The sequence below is a fragment of the Gemmatimonadota bacterium genome (genome assembly GCA_022560615.1).
Taxonomy (GTDB): domain Bacteria; phylum Gemmatimonadota; class Gemmatimonadetes; order Longimicrobiales; family Gaopeijiaceae; genus UBA1138.
This window is the reverse complement of record JADFSR010000014.1, coordinates 1-14,670: the sequence shown is the minus strand read 5'-3', so window position 1 is coordinate 14,670 and position 14,670 is coordinate 1. Positions and strand designations below refer to the sequence as shown.

General features: G+C 64.8%; 13 protein-coding genes. 7 read left to right on the top strand and 6 right to left on the bottom strand.

All coding sequences use genetic code 11. The features are described 5' to 3' along the window. Window positions 1–222: 222 nt before the first annotated feature. From IIB36_09715 to IIB36_09705, 3 genes are read left to right on the top strand one after another with little or no spacing between them, the layout of a single operon-like run. Entirely contained in the window at window positions 223–858 is a 636-nt protein-coding gene (locus IIB36_09715) for a (2Fe-2S)-binding protein (GenBank protein ID MCH7532016.1), read from the top strand. A 1-nt stretch (window position 859) separates the two neighbouring features. Then, window positions 860–3,259 (top strand): xanthine dehydrogenase family protein molybdopterin-binding subunit, encoded by a 2,400-nt coding sequence (locus tag IIB36_09710; protein ID MCH7532015.1) that lies wholly within the window; start codon window positions 860–862, stop codon window positions 3,257–3,259. Window positions 3,260–3,269: 10 nt separating this feature from the next. Beyond that, window positions 3,270–4,256, top strand: a complete 987-nt coding sequence (locus IIB36_09705) for a xanthine dehydrogenase family protein subunit M (protein ID MCH7532014.1) — start codon at window positions 3,270–3,272, stop codon at window positions 4,254–4,256. 9 nt (window positions 4,257–4,265) lie between these two features. Here the strand turns inward: IIB36_09705 and IIB36_09700 are convergent, their stop codons facing one another. The 6 genes from IIB36_09700 to IIB36_09675 form a co-directional block, all read right to left on the bottom strand. Further along, entirely contained in the window at window positions 4,266–6,500 is a 2,235-nt protein-coding gene (locus IIB36_09700; protein ID MCH7532013.1) for a xanthine dehydrogenase family protein molybdopterin-binding subunit, read from the bottom strand. After that, window positions 6,497–6,991, bottom strand: a complete 495-nt coding sequence (locus tag IIB36_09695; GenBank protein MCH7532012.1) for a (2Fe-2S)-binding protein — start codon at window positions 6,989–6,991, stop codon at window positions 6,497–6,499. Before IIB36_09695 ends, IIB36_09700 begins: the two co-directional genes overlap by 4 nt. A gap of 271 nt (window positions 6,992–7,262) precedes the next feature. After that, complete coding sequence (locus tag IIB36_09690) at window positions 7,263–8,000, bottom strand: UPF0149 family protein (protein MCH7532011.1); 738 nt, start codon at window positions 7,998–8,000, stop codon at window positions 7,263–7,265. A 508-nt stretch (window positions 8,001–8,508) separates the two neighbouring features. Next, window positions 8,509–9,495, bottom strand: coding sequence for a hypothetical protein (locus IIB36_09685; GenBank protein MCH7532010.1), 987 nt, complete (start codon window positions 9,493–9,495; stop codon window positions 8,509–8,511). A 133-nt stretch (window positions 9,496–9,628) separates the two neighbouring features. Then, window positions 9,629–10,102, bottom strand: a complete 474-nt coding sequence (locus tag IIB36_09680; protein MCH7532009.1) for a hypothetical protein — start codon at window positions 10,100–10,102, stop codon at window positions 9,629–9,631. 226 nt (window positions 10,103–10,328) lie between these two features. After that, window positions 10,329–10,967, bottom strand: a complete 639-nt coding sequence (locus tag IIB36_09675; protein ID MCH7532008.1) for a PEP-CTERM sorting domain-containing protein — start codon at window positions 10,965–10,967, stop codon at window positions 10,329–10,331. A gap of 484 nt (window positions 10,968–11,451) precedes the next feature. Here IIB36_09675 and IIB36_09670 point away from each other — a divergent pair, with 484 nt between their 5' ends. The 4 genes from IIB36_09670 to IIB36_09655 all read left to right on the top strand — a co-directional run. Next, a complete protein-coding gene (locus IIB36_09670; protein ID MCH7532007.1) occupies window positions 11,452–11,694 on the top strand; it encodes a PadR family transcriptional regulator in 243 nt (80 codons plus the stop codon). Then, window positions 11,694–11,852, top strand: coding sequence for a hypothetical protein (locus tag IIB36_09665; protein ID MCH7532006.1), 159 nt, complete (start codon window positions 11,694–11,696; stop codon window positions 11,850–11,852). Before IIB36_09670 ends, IIB36_09665 begins: the two co-directional genes overlap by 1 nt. 216 nt (window positions 11,853–12,068) lie before the next feature. Further along, window positions 12,069–13,586: a M20/M25/M40 family metallo-hydrolase gene (locus IIB36_09660; GenBank protein MCH7532005.1), complete on the top strand. Its 1,518-nt coding sequence runs from the start codon at window positions 12,069–12,071 to the stop codon at window positions 13,584–13,586. Between the two features lie 26 nt (window positions 13,587–13,612). Next, window positions 13,613–14,670, top strand: a 1,058-nt coding sequence (locus tag IIB36_09655) for a hypothetical protein (GenBank protein ID MCH7532004.1), incomplete at its 3' end; no start/stop codon positions are given.

The following is a 14,670-nucleotide window of genomic DNA, read 5'->3' as shown; positions in this document are numbered from 1 at the left end:
GGGCCGAGTACTCGACGTGGGCCGGAAGCGGCGGACGGTCCCGGTCGGCCTATGCCGGGCGCTCGAGGAGCAAAGCCATGTCACCGGCCATCGGCAGTCGCCTTGGCGTGTCCGAGCCTCCGTCAGCATGCCAGGCAACCACCCGCGGCCGCTGTTGTCCGTTCTCACGACACAGCGTACCATGCACCTAGTGCCTCAGACGGGAGTAGCAACGTGAGCGAGATGGACTCGTCAGAAGCACCGGGCGCAACGGTCACCCTCCCGACCACGCCATCGAGCTGGTCGCGTCGGGACTTCATCAAGGGAGTGATCGCGTCCGGTGTATCCGTATCTGGCATGTCGTACTTCGGAGCTGGTTGTACGACACCATTGCCAGCCCAAACCGGCGGCGTAGAGCGGCTACTCTCCCTGACCGTGAACGGTCAGGTGCGCCGCGTCGATGTTCTGCCGGGTGAAACGCTAGCGATGACGCTGCGCTACAAGCTCGGCCTCACCGGCACGAAGCTCGGATGCGATCGCGCCGAGTGCGGTGCCTGTACGGTGCTGATCGACGACGTGAACTACTACTCGTGTTCGACGCTTACACATCGGGTGCGCAATCGAGAGATCACGACGGTCGAGGGACTCGAGAGTCCGGACGGCACCCTGCATCCGGTGCAACAGGCGTTTATCGACGAGCTAGGTCCGCAGTGCGGATTCTGCACACCGGGCCAGGTGATGTCCGCGGTCGCGCTGCTGCGCGCGAATCCGAATCCGACCCGACAGGAGGCCCGCGAAGCGATGTCGGGCAACCTGTGCCGGTGCGGCGCCTACGATCACTACTTGAACGGCGTGATGCGTGCCGCGAGGGAGGCATAAGATGGCTGACCTACTCGGGAAGAACTTCACGCCACCCGACATCCATGGGAAAGTGACGGGTCGCGCGAAATACGCGGAAGATTTCCGCATGGACGGCATGCTCTTTTGCCGGCTCTTGACGAGCCCGATGCCGCACTGTCGTGTGCTGGGCATCGACTCGTCCGCGGCGCTCGCCATGGATGGTGTGGTCGCGATCCTGACCGCGGACGAGGTGCCGGAGCAGCCCGGCCCGGCCAACAACATCCTGACCAACGAGCCTCACTTCGTCGGCGAGCCCATCTTGGCGGTCGCCGCGGTCACCGAGACCATCGCCCAAAACGCGATCGAGGCCATCGAGCTCGACCTCGAGCCGCTCCCCTTCTGCGTAGACCCGCTCGAGAGCCTGCGACCGGGCGGCCCCAACGCGCGCACGGACGGAAACACCGTCGTGCGGGGCGAAGGCGTTCAAGAGGTAAAGTGGACCGAGGAGGACTTCGCGGCGGCCGGAGAGGGCGAGTTGCCGATGGGCGAACCCGGCACCGAATGGTCGTACGGCGACATCGAGGCGGGCTTCGCCGAAGCGAGCATCATCCTGGATGAGACGTTCGTCACCGCGGGCACGTCGCATCACTCGATGGAGCCGCGTACGGCGATGGCGTACTGGCAGAACGGGAAGTGCTACCTGCACGCCTCGACCCAGAGCCAGAGCTTCGTGCATCCGGCCATCGCCGCGTACATCGGCATCGAGCCGGAGGACCTGGTCTACATCGCCGAGTACTGCGGTGGCGGCTTCGGATCGAAAGGCGGGGCGTACCCCCTGCTCTCGATTCCGGCGCACATGTCGCGAAAGACGCAGAGGCCGGTGCTCATGAGGATCAGCCGCGCGGAGGAGTACTTCCTCGGCTCGGCTCGGCCCGGCTTCCAGGGTCGTATCAAGATGGGATTCCGGGACGACGGTCGAATCACGGCCGTCGACGTGTACATCGTGCAGGAGAACGGGCCCAACCAGGGCGGCGGCGACATGGGCGCCGCGGCGAGCGCGATCTCCATCGTATACACACCTCTGAACATGCGATATCGGGGGATCTCGATTCTGACCAATACGCCGCCTCGAGGGGCGCAGAGGGGCCCGGGTCAGAACCAGATCGCGACCGCGGTCGAACCGCTGCTGGACAAGGCAGCGAGGCAGCTCGGTCTCGACCAGGTCGCGATTCGGCACATCAACGCGCCAACCCACGACTCCCTCTACGGCGGTAACCGCGGCGCGATCACGAGCGCCTATATGCGCGAGGCCCTGGAGCAGGGTGCCGAGCTCTTCGGATGGGAAGAGCGCCGCGCACGGAGCGGCCAACGTGACGGATCGAAGGTCCGGGGCGTCGGCGTCGGGCAGGCGTTCCACTCAGCGGGCTCGAGCGGATTCGACGGCCTGCTCGTTCTCACGCCGGACGGCAAGCTGCACATCCATTCCGGCGTCGGAAACCTCGGCACCTACTCGTACGCGACGACGTCGCGGGTCGCTGCAGAAGTGCTCAAGTGCCGCTGGGAGAACTGCGAGATCGTCCGCGGTGACTCGAGCCGAGGGCTGCCTTGGACGCTCGGACAGTTCGGCAGCAACACATCGTTCACGATGACGCGCACGAATTTCGCGGCCGCGACCGACGCGGTTCGAAAGCTCAAGGAGATCGCCGCGCGCCGACTCGGTGGCTCCGCGTCCGACTACGACATCGGCAACGAGACCGTCTTCGCTCGAGGCAACCCCGGCAGGAGGCTCACCTACGCGCAAGCCGCCCAGGCCGCCATCGAAATCGGCGGCGAGTTCAGCGGCCACGAGCCGCCAGAGGACATCAACTCACTGACACGACGCGCCGTTGCTGGACTGGCCGGCACCGGCCTGATCGGCGTCGCCCGAGACAACCTCGAGCAGAGCGGGATGGTGCCCGCGCTCGCAGCCGGTTTCATCGAGATCGAGCTCGATCTGGAGACCGGCGGAATCGAGATCCTCCACTACCTCGGCGTAGCCGACTGCGGAACCGTTCTTCATCCGCAGGGGCTGGCGACTCAGATCAAGGGCGGGGGCGTAATGGGGTTCGGCATGGCGGTCTCGGAGCGCCACATCTACGACCGGCACTGGGGCCTGCCGGCGTCTGTCGGCTTTTATCAGGCGAAACCGCCTTCGTACCTGGACGTGCCATCCGAGATGCACTGGCACGCGGTCGACCAGCCGGATCCGAATAATCCGGTCGGTGCGAAAGGTATTGGTGAGCCCGTAATGGGATGCGCGGCCGCAGCGCTTCTGTGCGCGATCTCGGACGCGCTCGGAGGGCACTACTTCAATCGGACACCGGTGGTGGCCGACATGATCATCAACGTCGCTTCGCAGCGGTCGCAGTCGCATGGCCCGCTCCAGGTCAACACCCAGTGAGGAAAAGCCCATGATGAAGGATATGATGTCGGGCTTCGAGCTCTACCAGCCGGCCGACGTGGACAATGCCATCCAACTGATCGACCAATACGGCAGTCGCGGGTGGAAACTCGCTGGTGGTTACGACTCCCTCGACTGGTTCAAGAACCGTGGAAAGGGCCCTGAGGCAGTCATCGACCTCGAAGGTCTGGATGCGCTCAAGGGAATCCGTGAGACCGCGGACGGTGTCGAGATCGGCGCCCTGACCACACTCACCGAAGTCGAGCGCAGTCCTCTTCTGCGTGAACGCTATGGGCTGCTGGCCGACGCCGCGCGCAGGGTCGCGAGCCCTCAAATCCGCAACGCAGGCACGCTTGGCGGCAACGTGTGTCAGGATACACGCTGTTGGTACTACCGCTACGGCGTGGATTGTTACCGAGCGGGTGGCAACACTTGCTACGCCGCGGCACCCGACGCCATGAACCGGGAACACGCTCTCTTCGGTGCCAGCCGGTGTGTAGCGGTCAGCCCCTCGGACACGGCGCCCGCGCTCGTAGCATTGGACGCGGAGATGGTCGTGCGCAGCGTGCGCGGCGAGCGCGTCATTCCCGCTGAGGAGTTCTTCATGGAGCCCTCGGTAGATATCCAACGCATGACCGTGCTCGACCCGGATGACCTGCTCACGACGATTCGCCTGCCCGCAAGCTGGGCCGATGCCGACTTCTATTTCGAGAAGGTCGCGGACCGGAACAGCTGGGATTTCGCGCTGGTGAGCGTTGCCGCAGCCTTCCGAACGAGCGGAGCCCAGATCGACGACGTCAGCATTGTGTGCGGAGCCGTCCAGTGCGTTCCACGTCGCCTGCACGATGTCGAAGCTCTGCTAAGAGGTCGGCCTCGCAGTGAGGAAACGGCGTCCCTAGCCGGTGCGGAGGCGGTGCGGGAAGCCGAGCCACTCGATTACAACCACTTCAAGATTCCGCTGATGGAGAATCTGGTGAAGCGGGCTGTGAGAGGCTGAACACAGGAGTCATGCCGATCGCACAGGTAGCTCCCGAACCCTCCGACCTTCCAGTGCAAAGAGCGCGTTGGTGACCGCCGGCGCGATCGGTGGCACACCGGGCTCACCTACCCCACCGGGCGCATCCCCACTCGGTACCAGGAGAACCTCGATCTCGGGGGCCTCCCGCATCCGCACCATCTGGTAGTCGTCGAAGTTGCTCTGCACCGCACGGCCACCTTCGATGTTGATCCGGCCGTACAGGGTGGCGGTGAGGCCGTAAATGATGCCGCTCTCCATCTGGGCCCGCACGATCGCGGGATTCACGATGACGCCACAGTCCACGGCACACCACACCTTGTGTACGCGAGGCCGACCATCTTCGAGAGAGATCTCCGCGACCTCCGCCACGTACGAGCCGAACGACTCAGCGACCGCGATCCCCCGCGCCCGGCCCTCGGGCACAGTCGAACCCCAAGCCGCCGCCTTCGCGACGGCATCGAGCACCGCTAGGTGGCGAGGGTGCTCGCCGAGTAGGTCGCGGCGGTACTGGTAGGGATCCTTTCCTGCCGCGTGTGCCAGCTCGTCGATGAACGACTCCACCACGAACGCTGAGTGCGTATGCCCCACGGAACGCCAGAACCCGACTGGAATCGGGAGGTCGACCGTGGCAGCCGACATCCGGAAGTTCGGCACGTGGTACGGATGGTTCGACGCGCCCTCAACTGCGGTAGGGTCCACGCCGTTGGGCATGATCGTGCGATTCCGAATGAAGGCCGGCAACCATCCAGGCATGAGTCGCTGCAAGATCGACTGCGACGCCATGTCGTGGCGCCAAGCGGCGGGCATGCCGTCATCATCCAGGAGCGCCGTAAACTCGTGGTGGGACGCAGGCCGATAGAAATCGTGCTGCATGTCGTCCTCGCGGGACCATATGACCTTCACGGGGCCTTCCACCAATCCAGCCAACTCGGCCGCCTCGGCGACGAAGTCCGTCTCGGCGCGCCGTCCGAAGCCCCCACCGAGGAACGTCGTATGCACGACGGTGTCGTCGGCGCCCACGCCCGACATCTTCCCCGCAACCTGCCGCGCCCCACCCGCAAGAAATGACGGGCCGTTCTGCCACTGGGTCGGTGCCCACACCGTGCACCTGCCGTCCTCGACCACCGCGGTACAGTTCATCGGCTCCATGGTCGCGTGGGCCAAGTACGGCAGAGCGTAGGTGGCCCGGATCGGATCGGAGCCGGCTGCCAAGGCCGCGTCCACGTCACCATGTTCCTCGGCGACTCCTCCTCCCGCCTGAATCGCAGACTCGAAGCGCCTTGTGATCTCCGCGTCGTTCAGCGTGCTCCCGTGTCCTTCGTCCCACACGATGACGAGCGCATCACGCCCCTTCTTCGCGGGCCAGTAGCCGTCGGCGACCACCGCCACACCGTTGCTCAGCTCGACCACCTCGTCGACTCCCTGCACAGCGAGCGCTGGCCCGGGATCGAAGGAGCGGACCGAACCGCCGAAGACGGGGCAACGTGCGATCAGAGCGACGCGCGCGTCACTCGGCCCGGCATCGATACCGAATACCGCCTCCCCGGTCGTCTTCACGGGAATGTCCAGTCGCCTTTGGGGTGTGCCGATCAGTCGGAAGTCGGACGGGTCCTTGAGCGGAACATCTTTTGGCACGTCCACGTCCGCCGCCGCGGCCGCGAGCTCCCCGTAGTCAAGCGTCAACCCGTCAGGATGATGCGCCATCGCGTCGCGCATCTCGATGTCCGAGGCCGGTATGCTCCACGCGCGCGCAGCCGCCTCACGTAGCATCAAACGCGCGGCTGCACCGGCCTCTCGCAGTGGGATCCACGATTCTACGACGCTCGTGCTGCCGCCCGTGACCTGCATGCCCAAGGCAGCGCCGTACGCAGGGTGCGCCGGCGCGAACTCGAAGGCCACACGCTCGAGCGGGACCTCGAGCTCTTCGGCTAGGAGCATGGGCAGCGCGGTCGAGACGCCCTGCCCCATTTCGGACTTGCCGACCACGACGGTGATCGATCCGTCGGTATCGATGCGCAGGAACGCATTGGGCGCGAACACCGCGTCGGTGAAGGGCGGTTTGGGACCCGACATCACCTTATAAGTCACCCCGAGCGTCAGCCCTACTCCGGCCACGCCCGCAATCTTCACGAACGTGCGGCGCGAGACGCGGGAGGCCGCTCCGTTGGACTCGGCTTCGCGTGAGCCTGCGTCCTGACCCGTGTCGAGGGGTGGCCCGCTCATCGGTCACCTCCACCGGCATCATCTGTGGACATCATCTGATATTGGATCTCGGCAGCCCGATGGATCGCGCGCCGGATCGCCACGTAGGTACCACAGCGGCAGACGTTGCCGGACATAGCGGTGTCGATGGCCTCGTCCGACGGCTCGGGATCCACGGCAAGGAGAGCCGCTGCGGCCATGATCTGGCCCGATTGGCAGTACCCGCACTGCGGCACCTGCTCCTCCACCCAGGCCAGCTGGACCGGGTGGGACCCATCAGGCGAGAGGCCCTCTATGGTGGTCAGTTCGGCGCCTGCGGCACCGCTCACCGGGAACTGACACGAGCGGACCGGCGACCCGTTTACGTGAACCGTGCAAGAACCACACTGACCGATCCCGCATCCGAACTTGGTTCCGGTCAGGTGGAGCGTGTCCCGCAGCGCCCACAGGAGAGGAGTATCATCCGGCACTTCGACCTCGTGGGGCCGTCCGTTCAGCGTAAAGGTCACCATGGATCACGTCCCCAGTTTCGGAGCGGCCAACCCACCGTCGGGCAACAAAGCCTACACGGCCTGGAGATAATGGCCGGGCACTCGGAGACGCGCCAGCAACGGCGGGAACCGGCGGAGGCCCCTCGGATGCTCAGCTACCCTTCCATCCGTCGCCGGGCCGGCCGGCGACCACGGGCTCGAGCACGGCGTCCAGCGCGAGATCGAAGTCCCACGCGACGCCCGAACAAAGCAGCGGTTCGATGTCGGCGCGAAAGAAGGGTTGGCGACGACCTCAATGCACCTGCCGCCCGCAGCACTTCTTGAACTTCCGACCGCTGCCGCACGGGCAGGGATCGTTGCGGCCGGGGCCGCGCGTTGCGACGGCGGGGCCCCGTGCTTCGGCCCCGGCCTCCATCGAGGCCTTGAAAAGTGACTGGCCGACGTGGGAATAGCTGGCCAGCGCCCTGGGGAACAACTCGCGAAAGTCAGTCGCCAGGCTTTCCAACGTACGCCCGGCGGCGGCCAACTCGCTGGCGAAGGCCTCCGCCGCTTTGCCCGAAGCGAAGAACGACAGCACTGCCAGTGTGTTTGTAACGTGGTCTTCGAGCTCCTCCGGGAGAGACGCGTCCCAACTCTCTTCCAACCATAGATGGCCGAGCCGGAACCCCCGGCACCACTGGGCGACGGGCGCATCCGGCTCCAGGTTCGCCAAAGGATCCTCCCGGAACGCGCAGTCCTCCGGCAGACGGGCGTCGTCCCCGCCGTCTCTTGGGGCGAACTCGTTGAAGAGGGCCATGAGCCCGCCCATCACGGCCTCGGCCTCCTTGGACGTGTTGAACGGTGGCTCGTTTTCTCCAAAGATCCTGGGCAACCACGCCGATGGCACCACCATCTCCGGCGCACAGGCTACGGTGAAGAGGAAGCCCTGCATCTCCCGGTAGGACAGCGTCCCCTCGGGGTGCCCCGGACGGTCCATGAAGTCCTCGAGGGCAGCCCTGCGCTTGCGCGTCAGCGGCCTGATCTTCTGCATCAGTTCTTCCCCCGGCGGCGAAATGTTCCAGTTCTCGGGATCAGTTCGGGGCGTTGGTGCATAGCTCCGGGCTTCGCCACATGATGGTGATGACACGCCCGCGACCCGGAGTCGCCACCGATGAACTATGCCAAGCGGGGGGCTTGCGGAGCCGAGGGGACCTCACCACGTGGCGTTCCGAGGACGCCCTGGGCTCCTGGCGGGCCCCGCCCAGCGGAAAAGCCGGCGGCCATTGCGTGCACGATTACCGCGAAGGTCGTTCCGACCACTCGAAGGTGCGCGTGAACAGGTGGACTGCCGGGGATTCAGGAATGTCATGACCACAGCGATCCGATTGCATGTCGAGCGCGTCAATGTGTTCGGTTGGCACGGGTAGACCGTCCAGGTACAACTTCCCGCACGCCGGTGGGCCGATCCGTTGGGTACCTCTGATGACGCACGATGACGCGTTCTACTTGCTCGCTTCACTCTCAGACAGCGGTATCAGATCCCAATGAAGACAGTCTCGCTATCTACGGACTGGCCTCTCCCCGAGCGCCCGGCGCATCACCTCATACTGGATCGAAACGATGTGACCGAGCGACTGGATCCAGTAGTCCCCGTTGTGCCTGCCGGGCATCTGCATGAAGTCGAACGGTACGTCGTGCTCGAACAGCACCTGTGCGAACTCCCTGGCAACGCGAATAAGGTTGTCCTCGGTCCCCGAGTCCAGATAGATGTGGGGGAGATCTTCATGAGGGACCTGAAGGACCAGCTTGAAGGGGTCGTAGGCGTCCGCACCCTCAGCGGTGACGAACGCCCGCCCGGCTGGCGAGCGCTCCGCTTGACTGCTGAATCCTTCGATGCCGATGCTCGGGTTGCTTCGGGCCTGACGAGCGTCCCGGGCTGCTTGCTCCTCCGCCGTACGTTCAGGAGCCGCTCGGGGTGGAACCTCACCCCTTGCCCGGGCAGCCGCGCTGCGGGCATACGAGAGCGCGCCGCTGGTGCTGCCAATCGACACGAAGAGCTCAGGATGGCGTAGGCCGAGCGTGATGCCGCCGTAGCCCCCCATGGAGAGCCCGTTGATCGCCCGGCCCTCTCGCCGCTGTATGGTCCGGTAGTTCTCGTCGACGTGACCGATCACGTCCCGAACAATGTGGTCCTCCCAGTCATTCCGCTGACCTTCGGCGTTCTCCGCCCAATTGACGTACCAGGAGTTCCCTCCGTCGGGCATGACGACGATCAGGTCCCCGGCGACCCCGGCGTAGAACGCCGACCCCATCCTGCCCCAGGCCGTGTAGTTGCTCGTCAGGCCGTGAAGGAGATAGAGGACCGGGTAGCTCTCGTCTGAGGTCTCATAGCCCGCGGGCAGAACGATGTTGTACTTCATCGTCCGTTCCACAGCCGGACTGTAGAACTCCACGGTGTGCACTTTTTCTTGCGCCAGGACACCCGTGGCAACCGAAAGAAGCAGAGTCACCAGGATCGACGAGCGAACCACGTTGGCGTTGGTCACGATCCTACCCTCTGCGTGAAAGCCCTCTGACATATTTCGCGATTCTGTTACCGGGAACACGCTTGCTTACCCGCTTTACGCCCGGAGTCCCCATGGCCTCGCGCCAGCCCTGCAATGGATTTCCCATCCGTCCTCATTTCCTTTTCCTATCTGTCCTCCTGGACGCTCTGAACCCGCTGATGCCAAGCCCGCCCAACGCCGCTCCTACCAACACGAGATTCACCACGGCCCTCACAGCCGCCACGTCATACTCACTCGTGACCTCGGGAGCGATTCCGCTCCGAAGTTGGACGGTATCGAGCACGAACTCGATGGTGGCACCGATCAATAGGATCGCGATTCCGGCATTCGCGTAGCTGAGCAGCCGCAAGAACCGGCGATGCTCGAGCACGAGCGCGGCAACCACCGCGGCCAAGGATCCGAGTAACGGTACCAGTAGGGCCTTGGAAAGCAGCCCCGTCGCCGCGAAGCGCCACGCCACCGAGGTCGGGCTCAGCGGCCAAACCGAAGCCACGAGGTCGAGCAAGGGCCCCACGACGAGCAGGATCGCTACGAGATACACCGCCCGTGCGACGGACCTGAATCGGTCTCGGAGTTCCTCATTCATCTCGTGCTCGCTTCCCACGATCGGGGGATACCACGCCGGACACGGTTCAGTCCAAGGTGCCACGGCCGACACGCTGAATCGAGTCTACGCGTCTCGTCCGACTCGGTCGGAACGTGAATGGAAACCGTTGGGGAGACGAGGTCAAGCTGGTCCGGAGCTGTCACCAACTAAGAAAGCGGCGCCGAACACCGGCGCCGCTTCCCTACCTGAATAACGGCGGTAGCCTCTACCCTTCGAGGTCTCGCTTCCTCCGCCGGTGGTACAATCCCAGCCCGAGCAGACCCGTGGCCAACAGCACGACAGTCGATGGTTCCGGGGTGTGGGTGAAGGTGAAGTCGTCCATCACGAACTCTGTTCCGACATACCCCCCATAGAGGCTGGGGAATGCTGATTCGAATGTTGAGCCCCCCGCCTCGGCGGAGAATGCAAGTTCATCGATCTTGTATCCGAATTCATACCACGCGCCCGAGGTTGCTGCGTTGAGTCCAAGGAGTGTTTTCTCGAAGACGGAATTCCCGCCCAGCTTCCCTACGATCGTGATGTTGAGATCGGTCAGCCACCCGGAATTGAGATACGCACGAATGAAGTTGAAGGGCGACCCCGAGATGACTGTGTTTCCGCCATTGAAATTAAAGGCCCCGATTTCCCCCGATATAATGGCGGCAACCGTCCCCGGGGTGCCAAGTGTCGTGTCACAGGTGCCCCACCCAGTCCAATTGAAGCCAGCATATCCGTTGGGGATCGCCGCACTACAGCCTGCCCCCCGGGACTCGAAGTCCACAACGGTCTCCTGGGCCGACGCCGGTGCGCTGAGGAACAAGGTCAAAGTGCCTGTGATTCCAATCATCCCGCACAGCCGCTTCATTCTGATGTCATCCTTACGCTAAGTGGTTCGTTCGCAGCTACGCGGGTACTGGTGCAAGGCTCGTGCCGTCACCAGCAGTCTCGGTAGTGCCGAGTGGGAGATAATGCCGAGCACTCCGACGCAGCCCCCATTTCAGACTTGAAAGTGGCCGTCTGACAGGGGTTTGTCGAGTTCACCGAAGGAGATAGGAGGCCGCGGGGAGCGACAAAGCCTGTCGCGAAGGGCGTTCGGGGAGGTGTAGCGTACTGTCCACGGACGCAGTGCGTGCGCGACGGCTTGTCGACGCCCAGCCGGGCCCCGGCCGACCATGTCGACCTCGTCGTGCCGGGTGCAGGTTGTCCGGAAGGACCGCCGAAATGTCATCGGTGATGTGGCGTTCGAGCAGTCCGTAGCGGCCCGGTTCGTCTTTCGTCGACCCGACCGTCGCACTTCGCGCCGACTGACCTCTCCGACTGGACCCCGGTCCGCCAGTGCGGGGGTCCCTGTGCTCTCTGCGCCCGGGATTGAACGGATCGGCCTGGCCACCATCTACGTCGCTCTGTCGAGAATGGAGCGCCGTGGCTTCGTGCGGTCGTGGATGTCGAGTCCGACACCGGTACGAGGCGGCAAGTCCAAGAAGTATTACCAGCTCGAGCCCGCGGGAACGGAAGCCCTCCGCGAAGCCAAGGCGACCCTGGAGCGGATGTGGCAGGGGGTGGGAACCGCGCTTGACCCGAGCTCGGCGTGATGAGCGAGCGCCCACGCCGCCCGCCTCGACTCGCGTCTCGGCTACTTACGCTCCTGCTGCCCGCCGAATACCGGGAAGCGGTGCTGGGAGATCTCGCCGAGGAATTCGATGCGCGGTGCCGTGAAGGGCGCATCTCACGCTTTACGCACGCGTGGTAGTTGGGGGCTGGTCTTACATGTGGATGTGGGGCGACTCGCTCGTATCTACGAGGTGCCGCCCCCGCCTGTCCCCGACGGCGGGTGCTTCCTAGACTGGACGGGCATCCCTCGGCCCGCTCGGCCTAGTGGGGCCGCTTCGTTTTTCCACAACGAGATCAGATCCAAATGAAGAAGCCTTCGACCCCTCTCGGACTGGCCGCCCTCGCCACGCTGCTCATGGGCGGATCGGCGGCGGGGCAGCTCAACGACGAGCGTTTCCGCTTCACGACCGAGGAGAAGCTCGACGCCACCCAGACGACTGCCTACGCCGGCAGTCACGACGCCATCTACGCGTATGTCGACGAGCACTTCGAACAGCATCTGGCCAACCTGCAGCGGTGGCTCCGCCAGCCCTCGGTCAGCGCGCAGAACGACGGCATCCAGGAGATGGCGGAAATGCTGCGCGGCGACCTGGAGGATCTCGGCTTCGCGGAGACCGCGGTGGTGCCCACGGACGGCCACCCCGGCGTTTGGGGCTACTACGACGCCGGCGCCGAACGCACGCTCATGGTCTACATGATGTACGACGTGCAGCCGGTGAACCCGGAGGACTGGGAGTCTCACCCGTTCGAAGCCAACGTCATCGAATCGGAGCTCGGTGAGATCCTCATGGCGCGCGGCGCCACGAATCAGAAGGGGCCGCAGCGCGCCTTCCTCAACGCGATCGAATCGATCATCGCGGTCGAGGGGACGCTTCCGGTGAACCTGATGGTTCTGGCCGAGGGCGAGGAAGAACTGGGGTCACCGCACTACGGTCAGCTCGTCGACCAGTTCGAGGATCGGCTCAAGACCGCCGACGGTGCGTTCTTCCCGTTCAACTCGCAGGGCCCGGCTGGCAACGTGAGCTTGAGCCTCGGGGTCAAGGGCATCCTGTATATCGAGATCGAGTACACGGGCGGTGACTGGGGAGGCCCGACGCAGGCGGAGATCCACGGCTCCTACAAAGCGATCGTGGACTCCCCGACTCTACGCCTCGTCCAGGCGCTCTCCTCGCTGGTATCCAAGGACGGCAACACGATCCTCGTTCCGGGCTACTACGATCCGATCCGCCCACCGACCGATGAGGAACAGCGTCTCATCAATGCGATGGCAGACACATGGAACGACGAGGAGCAGCAAGCGAGCCTGGGTGTCAGGAAGTGGATCGATGGAGTGACCGGGCGCGACGCGATCATGCGGTATCTGTACCACCCGACGCTGAACATCGACGGCATATGGAGTGGCTACATCGACGAGGGCGTGAAGACGATCCTGCCGCACCGAGCGACCGCCAAAGTCGACTCGCGTCTCCCGTACGGACTCGACCCGGATTCGGCGCTTGCGATGATCCGCCGGCACCTCGACTCCGAGGGCTTTTCGGACATCACGATACGGAAGCTCGCCGGATACCCGGCAGCGCAGACGAGCGTCGACACACCCCTCGTGCAGGCAGCCATCGGGGTCTTCAACAAGTACGGCCAGACTCCTGAGATTTCCCCGCGTCTGGCGGGGAGCGCGCCCTTCTACCAATTCACCGAACGGCTCGGATTACCGCTCGTATTCGCCGGATTTGGGCACGGCTCGGGGGCGCACGCACCGAACGAGTACATGGTGATCACGCCCAAAGAGGGTTCGAGGATCTCGGGGCTGCGTGAGATCGAGCGTGCCTACATCGATCTTCTCTTCGCGCTCGCGAGCCAACACCCGATCACCTGACTTCAGCAGCGTTCCAGGGGGATGAGATGACCCCGCGGGCACGGTACGTCGAGCTCGGGGCACTGCACGCAAGTGCGCATGAGGACGCGCGGGCGCGTTCGCTGCGGCTGGGTACCGTTCGCGCGGCCACCTTCGTCGCCATCGCCACGGCTCTGATCCTGTGGGACATCCTGGACGGTGCGCCCGCGAGCGTCGCGCTCGGACTCGGTCTGCTTCTGCTGGCAGCCTTCGTGGCCGAAGTCGTGATCCATCGCCGAGTGCGTCGACAGGAGCGCTGGCATGGGACTCTCAGGGATCTGTGCGCCGAAGGCATCGCCAGAATCGATCGCGCGTGGGACGACCTCGACGAGATGCTGCCAGAGAGAGAGTCACGCGCGTACCCGGTCGATCCGGAACACCCCTACGCACATGACTTGGCCGTCCAGGGGCACGCGTCTCTGCGTCGCCTCTTCGGACCGCTTACGACCGAGCCGGGAAGACGGACGCTCTTGCTTTGGCTGCTCGGGCCAGCATCTCCGTCCGTCGCCATGGCTCGGGCGGAGGCCGCTCGCGAGCTCAGGGACATGCTCGAGGACCGTCTCACACTCTCCGCGCACGGGCGCCACGCACCGGCCGCAGACCCACTGGCGTTGGACCGATTCCTCGGATGGGCGAAGGCAGAGGCGTGGACACTCGAAACGTCGTGGCTCCGCGCTGCGGCCCTCACACTCCCGGTCGCGCTGATCGTCGCCATCGTTTGGCACGTGTTCCTGGGCGCGCCGCCGCTGTGGATCCTCCCGGGACTCGGCCAACTCTGGTTGTTGCGAAAGGTCTCAGCGAGACTGGCGTCGGACTTCAAGGACGTCGAGGCGATGGGCCCAGCTCTCGCCGCCTACGTCCCCCAGCTCCGGCAGCTCGCGACCTGGCCGATGACCGCTCCCGCGCTTCACACGCAGGCCGAAAGAATCCGGACGCAGGGCGACTCCGCGCACCGGCAGCTCGCCCGACTGGCGAAGCTGGTCGACACCGTGGACAGTCGGCGCAACCTCGTTTATGTCTGTCTCGCCCCCAGCCTGCTCCTGGACGTTCATCTGGGAGTGCGCCT

Coding starts and splice junctions, on each gene's coding strand:
- IIB36_09715 (MCH7532016.1), top strand. CDS start 223: ATGGACTCGTCAGAAGCACCGGGCGCAACGGTCACCCTCCCGACCACG.
- IIB36_09710 (MCH7532015.1), top strand. CDS start 860: ATGGCTGACCTACTCGGGAAGAACTTCACGCCACCCGACATCCATGGG.
- IIB36_09705 (MCH7532014.1), top strand. CDS start 3,270: ATGATGAAGGATATGATGTCGGGCTTCGAGCTCTACCAGCCGGCCGAC.
- IIB36_09700 (MCH7532013.1), bottom strand. CDS start 6,500: ATGAGCGGGCCACCCCTCGACACGGGTCAGGACGCAGGCTCACGCGAA.
- IIB36_09695 (MCH7532012.1), bottom strand. CDS start 6,991: ATGGTGACCTTTACGCTGAACGGACGGCCCCACGAGGTCGAAGTGCCG.
- IIB36_09690 (MCH7532011.1), bottom strand. CDS start 8,000: ATGCAGAAGATCAGGCCGCTGACGCGCAAGCGCAGGGCTGCCCTCGAG.
- IIB36_09680 (MCH7532009.1), bottom strand. CDS start 10,102: ATGAATGAGGAACTCCGAGACCGATTCAGGTCCGTCGCACGGGCGGTG.
- IIB36_09675 (MCH7532008.1), bottom strand. CDS start 10,967: ATGAAGCGGCTGTGCGGGATGATTGGAATCACAGGCACTTTGACCTTG.
- IIB36_09665 (MCH7532006.1), top strand. CDS start 11,694: ATGAGCGAGCGCCCACGCCGCCCGCCTCGACTCGCGTCTCGGCTACTT.
- IIB36_09660 (MCH7532005.1), top strand. CDS start 12,069: ATGGGCGGATCGGCGGCGGGGCAGCTCAACGACGAGCGTTTCCGCTTC.